The 7,526-nt window shown below is 67.7% G+C and carries 8 protein-coding genes; 4 read left to right on the forward strand and 4 right to left on the reverse strand.

Annotated features, from left to right (window positions below; genetic code table 11):
* Nucleotides 1-141: 141 nt before the first annotated feature.
* Together DK254_RS23310 and yghX are read right to left on the reverse strand one after the other, a co-directional pair.
* Nucleotides 142-702, reverse strand: a complete 561-nt coding sequence (locus DK254_RS23310) for a DUF6436 domain-containing protein (RefSeq protein ID WP_089394712.1) — start codon at nt 700-702, stop codon at nt 142-144.
* Nucleotides 703-799: 97 nt separating this feature from the next.
* Complete coding sequence (gene yghX / locus DK254_RS23315; protein ID WP_109935678.1) at nt 800-1,678, reverse strand: YghX family hydrolase; 879 nt, start codon at nt 1,676-1,678, stop codon at nt 800-802.
* A gap of 290 nt (nt 1,679-1,968) precedes the next feature.
* Between yghX and DK254_RS23320 the strand changes: the two genes are divergently transcribed.
* Both DK254_RS23320 and DK254_RS23325 read left to right on the forward strand, forming a co-directional pair.
* Nucleotides 1,969-2,253 (forward strand): Phd-YefM, encoded by a 285-nt coding sequence (locus DK254_RS23320; protein WP_089394710.1) that lies wholly within the window; start codon nt 1,969-1,971, stop codon nt 2,251-2,253.
* 15 nt (nt 2,254-2,268) lie between these two features.
* Nucleotides 2,269-2,556, forward strand: a complete 288-nt coding sequence (locus tag DK254_RS23325; RefSeq protein WP_109935679.1) for a type II toxin-antitoxin system RelE/ParE family toxin — start codon at nt 2,269-2,271, stop codon at nt 2,554-2,556.
* A gap of 52 nt (nt 2,557-2,608) precedes the next feature.
* Here the strand turns inward: DK254_RS23325 and DK254_RS23330 are convergent, their stop codons facing one another.
* Nucleotides 2,609-3,622, reverse strand: a complete 1,014-nt coding sequence (locus tag DK254_RS23330; RefSeq protein ID WP_256595927.1) for an alpha/beta fold hydrolase — start codon at nt 3,620-3,622, stop codon at nt 2,609-2,611.
* A gap of 153 nt (nt 3,623-3,775) precedes the next feature.
* Between DK254_RS23330 and DK254_RS23335 the strand changes: the two genes are divergently transcribed.
* Entirely contained in the window at nt 3,776-4,807 is a 1,032-nt protein-coding gene (locus tag DK254_RS23335; RefSeq protein WP_109935681.1) for an RNA methyltransferase, read from the forward strand.
* A gap of 253 nt (nt 4,808-5,060) precedes the next feature.
* On the opposite strand, the gene DK254_RS23340 is transcribed toward DK254_RS23335, so the two are convergent.
* Nucleotides 5,061-6,074, reverse strand: a complete 1,014-nt coding sequence (locus tag DK254_RS23340) for an MASE2 domain-containing protein (RefSeq protein WP_158546433.1) — start codon at nt 6,072-6,074, stop codon at nt 5,061-5,063.
* Nucleotides 6,075-6,533: 459 nt separating this feature from the next.
* On the opposite strand from DK254_RS23340, the gene DK254_RS23345 reads away from it, so the two are divergent.
* Nucleotides 6,534-7,079 carry a TetR/AcrR family transcriptional regulator gene (locus DK254_RS23345; RefSeq protein WP_109935683.1) on the forward strand — a complete coding sequence of 182 codons (546 nt, stop codon included), beginning with the start codon at nt 6,534-6,536 and terminating at the stop codon, nt 7,077-7,079.
* Nucleotides 7,080-7,526 lie beyond the last annotated feature (447 nt).

A 7,526-nucleotide genomic window follows, 5' to 3' on the forward strand; every position in this document is an offset into this window, starting at 1 on the left:
CCATCTCGACGTTGGCCTTCTGGTCAAGCCCGGAGCGCTTGGAAACGGGAGCTTCGGGTTCGAATCCGGCGCGGCCTGGGGCCAAGGTCAAACGGCGGATAACCGCGAACGGTTATCCGCCCTACGCCACGCCCAACGTCGTTACCAGTCGCAATAGCAACCGGTGGCCAGGGTGCTGGGGGACTTCACCTGGCGGCCTTCGACCAGCGCCTGGATCACCGGCTCGATGAAGCTGTTGGCCGAGGTGCAGGTGGCGCCTTCGCTGTAGGGGCCGAAGTAGGCCAGCTTGCCGTCGCGGTCCCACACCGCCACCGAGGGGCTGGCGGCGATGGGCGGCGGCGAGGGGAATTCCGGCAGCGGCTTCAGGCCCCACAGCTCGCTGGCCAGGCGGCCCTGGGTGCCGGGCTTGCGGTAGGCGTAGAAGTCCACGCCCTGGGGCTCGAAGCGCTTGATCAACGAGGCCAGGTGCTGCTGATTGGCGACGTTGCACGGGCATTCCGGGTCCCAGAAGTGCACCACGCGGATAGGCCCCGGGCCGGCCAGTTGCGCCGGCAGTTGCAGCGCCTGGCCATCGAACAGCTGGGTGGTGTCCGGATAGGTGCGCAGGTAGCGGCCATGGAACGACCAGAAGGCGGCGAACAGGATGCCGAGCCAGGCCAGGATCAGCACGCCCGCGAGAACGACTTTGCGATTGAGCGACATGATGCGGAAGGGGGTGGACGGGAGGGCCGCTAGCTTGCCACGTCCAGCCGCCAGGGCAAGCCTTTCCTGACCGACAGGCTGCGGCCGGGGGGCGCAGTCAGGCCAGGTAGCGGCGGAACCAGGCCAGGGTGCGGTCCCAGGCGAGCCTGGCCGCAGCCTCGTCGTAGCGTGGCGTGGAGTCGTTGTGGAAACCGTGGTTCACGCCGGGGTAGATGTACGCCTGGTAGGTCTTGCCGGCGGCCTTCAGCGCCTGCTCGTAGGCCGGCCAGCCCTCGTTGATGCGCGTGTCCAGTTCGGCGTAGTGCAGCAGCAGCGGCGCCTGGATCCGCGGCACGTCCTCGCTGCGTGGCTGGCGGCCGTAGAAAGGCACCGCCGCGGCCAGCTCCGGGTAGGCCACCGCCGCCGCATTGGCCACCCCGCCGCCATAGCAGAACCCGGTGATACCGACCTTGCCGGTGCCGCCCTCGTGGCGCATCAGCCACTCCAGGCCGGCGAAGAAGTCGTTCATCAGCTTCTCGGGGTCGACCTTCGCCTGCAGTTCGCGCCCCTTGTCGTCGTTGCCCGGGTAGCCGCCGACGGAGCTGAGCCCGTCCGGCGCCAGCGCGATGAACCCGGCCTTGGCCAGCCGCCGCGCCACGTCTTCGATATAGGGGTTGAGCCCACGGTTCTCGTGCACCACCAGCACCGCCGGCACCTTGCCCTGAACCCTGGCCGGCCGCACCAGGTACGCGCGCACCCGGCCATTGCCCCTGGGCGAGTCGTAGCCGATGTACTCGGGGGCGATGTCCGGGTCGGTGAACGGCACCTGCTCGGCCAGCGCATAGTCCGGGCTCAGCGCCGGCAGCAGCGCAGCCGCGCCGACGGTGACCAGCGAAGCGCGCTGGATGAACTCGCGGCGGTTGATCAGACCATGGGCGTAGTGGTCGTACAGCTCCAGCAGCTCGGGCGGGAAATCGCGGGCGGTAAGGCGCGGCATGGCGGGTTCCTCCTGAAAAGCGACGGGCAGACCTGCAGACTAGACCAGATACGCGCCCTTCCGCCGCGCCGGTGTAGCGCGACACCGATAGAACCGTAGGAAAGTTCCAAATCCAGCCCAACCCTCCCCTCGAACAGGAGGCTCCGTGGATACTCAGCACGCCGCCCCTGGCCACTCACCGACATACAGCTTGAAAAGCACAATATTCAGCGCATAATGCAACACACTTCAATTAGCCAAATAAACCGGCTAATAAAGCGCTGAAAGATCCACCGACGGGAGACCAGGCAATGGCAGCACTCATGGACCGCGCTGATCAGGCGGTGTCCGTCACGAGCATGGCGCGAAGCTTCAGTGCGAAGCTGCGGGACGTGGCGACTCGGAAGACCGAGAAGCTCGTCGTTTTCAAGGACAACGAACCCGCAGCGGTCATCCTCAACGTCGAGGCCTACCAGGAACTGCTCGACGAACTGGAAGACCTGCGCGTGGAGCGCGTCGCCCGTGACCGCCTGGACAGCTTCGACGCAAGCAAGGCGATCAGCCACGAGGACATGGTGGCTCGCTTCGCCGACTGAAGAAGGCCAGGCCGCATGGCATGGAACGTCATCTATCACGAAGCGGTCACGGACGACCTGTTGCGCCTCGGTAGGGTCGAGGCGCAGCGAATCCTCAAGGTCATCGGGCAGCGCATCGTCGAGGGCGAGCCCGACAAGCTGGGCAAGGCCCTGGCGGGCAGCCTCGCCGGCTGCCGCAGGATCAGGGTGGGCAACACCCGCATCGTCTACCGCGTGAACGGCCCGCGCATCGAAGTACTGATCATCGCGGTGGGCGCACGCCGCAACGACGAAATCTACGACCTGGCCAGCAAACGGCGCTGAAGCCTTGCCGCTCCAATCCAAGGGAACGGCGAGGTTCAGTCACCAGCGTCCATCACCCCGCCCAGCCACCCACATCCACCACCGCCTGGGCGAACGCCTGTGGCGCCTCCTGCGGCAGGTTGTGGCCGATGCCGCCGCTCAGCGTGCGGTGCTCGTACTTGCCGGTGAACCTGGCGGCATAGGCGCTGGGCGGCGGGTGGGGGGCGCCGTTGGCGTCGCCTTCCAGGGTGATGGTGGGCACCGTGATCGGCGGGGCCTTGGCCAGCTTCCGCTCCAGCTCGTCGTACTTCGCCTCGCCTTCGGCCAGGGCCTGGCGCCAGCGGTAGTTGTGGACGGTGATGGCAACGTGGTCGGGGTTGTCGAAGGCCTTGGCGCTGCGTTCGAAGGTGGCGTCGTCGAAGCGCCACTTCGGCGAGGCCTGCTGCCAGATGAGCCTGGCGAAGGCGTGGGTGTTCTGCTGGTAGCCGAGCCGGCCGCGCTCGGTGGCGAAGTAGAACTGGTACCACCAGAGGAACTCGGCTTCCGGCGGCAGCGGCTTGCTGCCGGCCTCCTGGCTGCCGATCAGGTAGCCGCTTACTGCCACCAGGCCCTTGCAGCGCTGCGGCCAGAGCGCGGCGATGATGTCGGCGGTGCGCGCGCCCCAGTCGAAGCCGGCGAGGATGGCCTTGTCGATCTTCAGCGCGTCCATCAGGGCAATGATGTCCGAGGCCACCGCCGCCGGCTGGCCGTTGCGCATCGTCCGTTCGGAAAGGAAGCGCGTGCTGCCGTAGCCGCGCAGCCAGGGCACTATCACCCGGTAGCCGCGCGCCGCCAGCAACGGCGCCACGTCGACGAAGGCGTAGATGTCGTAGGGCCAGCCATGCAGCAGGATCACCGGCGGCCCGTCGGCCGGGCCGTCCTCGGCGTAGCCCACGCTGAGCAGCCCGGCATCGATCTGGCGGAGGGCGGCGAACGCCGTGTGCGCGCCGGCCTTCGCCGCCGGCGGGGTTTTCTCCACGGGCTCGCCGGCGGCCTCGGCAAGGCGCGGCAATTGCGCCGCCACCACGGCCACTGCCGCCATGCGCATCAGATCGCGCCGTCTGGAATCGAAGTCCTCTGCCATATGTCCCCCTGGTTGGTTGCGGTACGGGGTGAAGCGTAGGCGAAAGCGCCCATGACGCACCGGCGCCTGTCGCCCCGCCTTCGCCGCGCCCGGCGCCGGTGTTAGCATGCGCGCCCCATGCGCCTGACCGACTTCGACCAACGCCTCGCCGACCTCGGCGCCCTGCCCCGCCACCGCGGGCGGATGCTGCGTGCCTGGCTGCAGGGCCGCGCGCTGGACGCCGGCACCCGGCGCCAGGCCAGCGAGGACTTCCTGCCGCTGGCGGTGCGCAATGCCGTGCCGGAGTTGGCGGCGCAGCTGGAAAGCCTGGCGCGCCTGCATTCCCGCCACCCCGCCGGGGACGGTTCCGAGCGCCTGCTGGTGAGCCTGGCCGACGGGCAGATGGTGGAGAGCGTGCTGCTGCCGCGCGAGGGCCTGTGCGTGTCCAGCCAGGTCGGTTGCGCGGTGGGCTGCCGCTTCTGCATGACCGGCCGCAGCGGCCTGCTGCGCCAGGTGAGCGCCGCCGAGATGGTCGCCCAGGTGGTGCTGGCGCGGCGCCTGCGGCGGGTGAAGAAGGTGGTGTTCATGGGCATGGGCGAGCCGGCGCACAACCTCGACAACGTGCTGGAGACCATCGACGTGCTCGGCAGCGACGGCGGCATCGGCCACAAGCACCTGGTGTTCTCCACGGTGGGCGACCCGCGGGTGTTCGAGCGCCTGCCGCGGCAACGGGTGAAACCGGCCCTGGCCCTGTCGCTGCACAGCACCCGCGCGGACCTGCGCGAACACCTGCTGCCCAAGGCGCCGAAGCTCACCCCGGACGAACTGGTGGAACTGGGCGAGGCCTACGCCCGCCAGGTCGGCTACCCCATCCAGTACCAGTGGACGCTGCTCAAGGACGTGAACGATGGCCAGGACGAGCTGGATGGCATCCTGCGCCTGCTCAGGGGCAAGTTCGCGGTGCTCAACCTGATCCCCTTCAACGCCCTGGAAGGCGACGCCTACCAGCGCCCGGACGGCGCGCGCATCGTCGAGATAGTGCGCTACCTGCACAGCCGCGGCGTGCTGACCAAGGTGCGCAACAGCGCCGGCCAGGACGTCGACGGTGGCTGCGGGCAGTTGCGGGCGCGGGCGCTGGACCTGGTGAACACCAGCCGTCTGCACGGTTGAGGATTTCTGTACGCGTCCGATTCATCCGCGATTTCGCGGCGGGGCCCGGCCTATCGCGGACGGAGTCCGCTCCTACGACCGTGCTTCCCTGGAATTGTAGGAGCGGGCCCTGCCTGCGATTCGCGCGCAGGGCGCGCTCCTACAGGGGCACGACGTCAGGGCAACCTGTAGGAGCGGACTCTGTCCGCGATAGCCGGAAAATGCCGGCATCGGTGCCAGTTATTCGCCCTACGCGGCCCCACCCACATTGCGCCTACGGGCCTGCGCCCTCGGCGATCGCGCAGGGCGCCAGGCTCTGGCGGGCCTGCTCGATCCAGTCGTGCTCGCTGGCGAAGTCCGTCGAGTAGTCGGCCAGGCCCATGCTCAGCGACAGCGGCGGCAGCGACGCCCCGTCGAAGTTGCCGAACAGCTGGGCGATGCGTTCGACGCAGGCCCGGGCGCCGGCGCCGTGGGTCTGGCGGAACAGCACCAGGTACTCGTCCGGGTGCTTGCGGCTCACGTGGTCGGTGTTGCGCACCTCGGCCTTGATCAGGTGGCCCAGGCGCACGCTGAGGGCCTCGGCGGTGAGGTTGCCGTAGCGCAGGCGCAGGCAGGCATGGTCGTCGATGCGGATCAGCGCCAGGGTCGCCCGCGGCCCGCCGCGGCGGCAGCGGCCGAACTCCTGGGCCAGGCGGTGCAGCCAGACGTCGTAGGACAGCAGCAGTTGCTGCTGGTCGAAGCAGTCCACCAGGGAGAAGGCGCGGCGCTGGGCGTGCAGGCGGCGTGCCAGGCTGTAGCTGGTCCAGCCCACCGCCAGCGGGTAGAGGAACAGCATCGGCAGGCAGGCCCAGATCACCCGCCCGGGGGTCTCCAGGTCCACCTGGTAGCCGGTCAGCAGCCCCACCACTGCCATGCCCGCGACATTGGCCAGCAGGCCCTTGAGCATGAAGCCGGGCCCATTGGCCGCCACGTTGTGCATGGTGACCATCGACAGCAGCAGCGCCGAGGGCAACAGGCTGAAGTGCATGACGGCCACCCAGCCGCCGGCGAACAGCGAATCCAGCAGCAGGTTGCGCAGCTCGGCCCGGTAGGGCACCGCGGCACGCACGGCGATGGCCCGGGCCAGGCCCGGCCAGAGGAAGCCGTTGACCAGCATCCAGGCCCAGAGCAGGGGGTTGCCCGGATAGACGAGCACCGCGATGAAAACGAAGCTCAGACCGCACCCCAGGCTGCGCGGCGCATGAATGCGCCTGGCGAAGGCGATACCGGCGGAAGTACTGCTTTCCATTTCCATACATCGATCCAGAAACGGCCTTCGGCGAAGGCTCGCCAGGCGGCATCGGCAACTGCGCCTGTAAATTGCCAGCATGTCTGACGTGCCTTTCCCGCTGGGCGCGTTATGCTTCCCCATTGGGTGAAAGCGTCAGCCTTCCGTCCACATGGGGAGCGACACCCACCCGCAAGACCGGCAATGTCAAAAAATCGCCATTGCCATGAACATTGATGACTTGCCCCCGCCGAGCGGGCGGCAAACGTTGACGAATCGGTCAGGAATGGAAGCCACCGCCTCCCTGCCGGCTATGGTCCCTGGCCATCACCGGAAGCGCACAGCTCTCGCGGCTGCTGCGAATCGAGAAGGGCCGTGCCGTCCCATGGCTGCCAGGTGCAGCGGGACAGAACGGGCACGGGCGGCCGCACGGCTGGCCAACCTTAAAATACGACCGTATTCTAATGCAGAAGAGGCCTGATGAGTAAACGCCCCGTCATTGATAGAGGCAAGGTCCTGGATGCTGCCGAAGGCGTAGTCATGCGCGAAGGCGTTGCGGCGCTGTCCATCGGCGAGGTGGCCAAGGCCGCCGGGATCAGCAAGGGTGGCGTGCAATCCTGCTTCGGCACCAAGGATGGCCTGATCGAGGCCATGTTCAACCGATGGAAAGCGGAGTTCGAGGTGGCTGTGCGCGACAACGCCCCAGACGAAGCGGAACCGCTCGACAGCCTGCGCGCCCATGTCCAGCTGATGGCCGCCAGCGACGAAGCCCTGGGCAAGCGCGCCGCGGCCGTGCTCGCGGCGATGCTCAGCCGGGAGGAACTGCGCCAGCAGTCCAGCGACTGGTACCGCCCCCTGCTCATCCAGGAAGGCGGCGAGGACGAGCGCAGCCGCAACGCCCGCCTGGCCTTCCTCGCCGCCAAGGGCGCCTTCCTGCTGCGCTCCTTCGGCCTCATGGAGGTGAGCGAGGAGGAATGGCAGGCGATCTTCCGCGAAATCGACACGCTGCTCGCCCCGCCGGAGTGAACCGGGCGCCGGGCGGCGCCCCCTCGCCCAGGCGCCACTGCAACTTCGGCAACTTCACCGGAAACCGTAACCATTTCATGACTTGTGGATATTCAAACAATGCCTAGACCAAACAACTAGCACCATATGGATATACCCAAAAGAACCGGCACGACGAATAATCAAAACAATAAAATCCCATTTATACGTGCCTTGGACAAAACCCCGTCATGCAAGCGAGCGCCAACTACGAAGACCAGGGCCTGGTCTGGATGTACGGCCACTTGAGAAGGATCGGCTGCACCGTTCCCACGTCGCTCTACCGCAGCCTGCGCTTCAGACTGTGGGGCGATACGGGGCACTTCAGAAGCACCATCGGCTGGCAGAAGCTCCGCTTCCGCCGGACCGCCCACCACTAGTCGCCCCGCCTCGCATCCCGCCCTGCGCGGCCTTCCAGGCCGCTCCCCC

This window comes from Pseudomonas sp. RW407 (assembly GCF_003176655.1).
GTDB classification, from domain to species: domain Bacteria; phylum Pseudomonadota; class Gammaproteobacteria; order Pseudomonadales; family Pseudomonadaceae; genus Pseudomonas; species Pseudomonas delhiensis.

What these genes read in the sequence shown, in the direction of transcription:
- DK254_RS23310 (WP_089394712.1), bottom strand. Translation starts at nt 702, where the DNA reads ATGTCGCTCAATCGCAAAGTCGTTCTCGCGGGCGTGCTGATCCTGGCC.
- DK254_RS23325 (WP_109935679.1), top strand. Translation starts at nt 2,269, where the DNA reads ATGGCATGGAACGTCATCTATCACGAAGCGGTCACGGACGACCTGTTG.
- DK254_RS23345 (WP_109935683.1), top strand. Translation starts at nt 6,534, where the DNA reads ATGAGTAAACGCCCCGTCATTGATAGAGGCAAGGTCCTGGATGCTGCC.
- DK254_RS23335 (WP_109935681.1), top strand. Translation starts at nt 3,776, where the DNA reads ATGCGCCTGACCGACTTCGACCAACGCCTCGCCGACCTCGGCGCCCTG.
- yghX (WP_109935678.1), bottom strand. Translation starts at nt 1,678, where the DNA reads ATGCCGCGCCTTACCGCCCGCGATTTCCCGCCCGAGCTGCTGGAGCTG.
- DK254_RS23320 (WP_089394710.1), top strand. Translation starts at nt 1,969, where the DNA reads ATGGCAGCACTCATGGACCGCGCTGATCAGGCGGTGTCCGTCACGAGC.
- DK254_RS23330 (WP_256595927.1), bottom strand. Translation starts at nt 3,622, where the DNA reads ATGCGCATGGCGGCAGTGGCCGTGGTGGCGGCGCAATTGCCGCGCCTT.
- DK254_RS23340 (WP_158546433.1), bottom strand. Translation starts at nt 6,074, where the DNA reads ATGGAAAGCAGTACTTCCGCCGGTATCGCCTTCGCCAGGCGCATTCAT.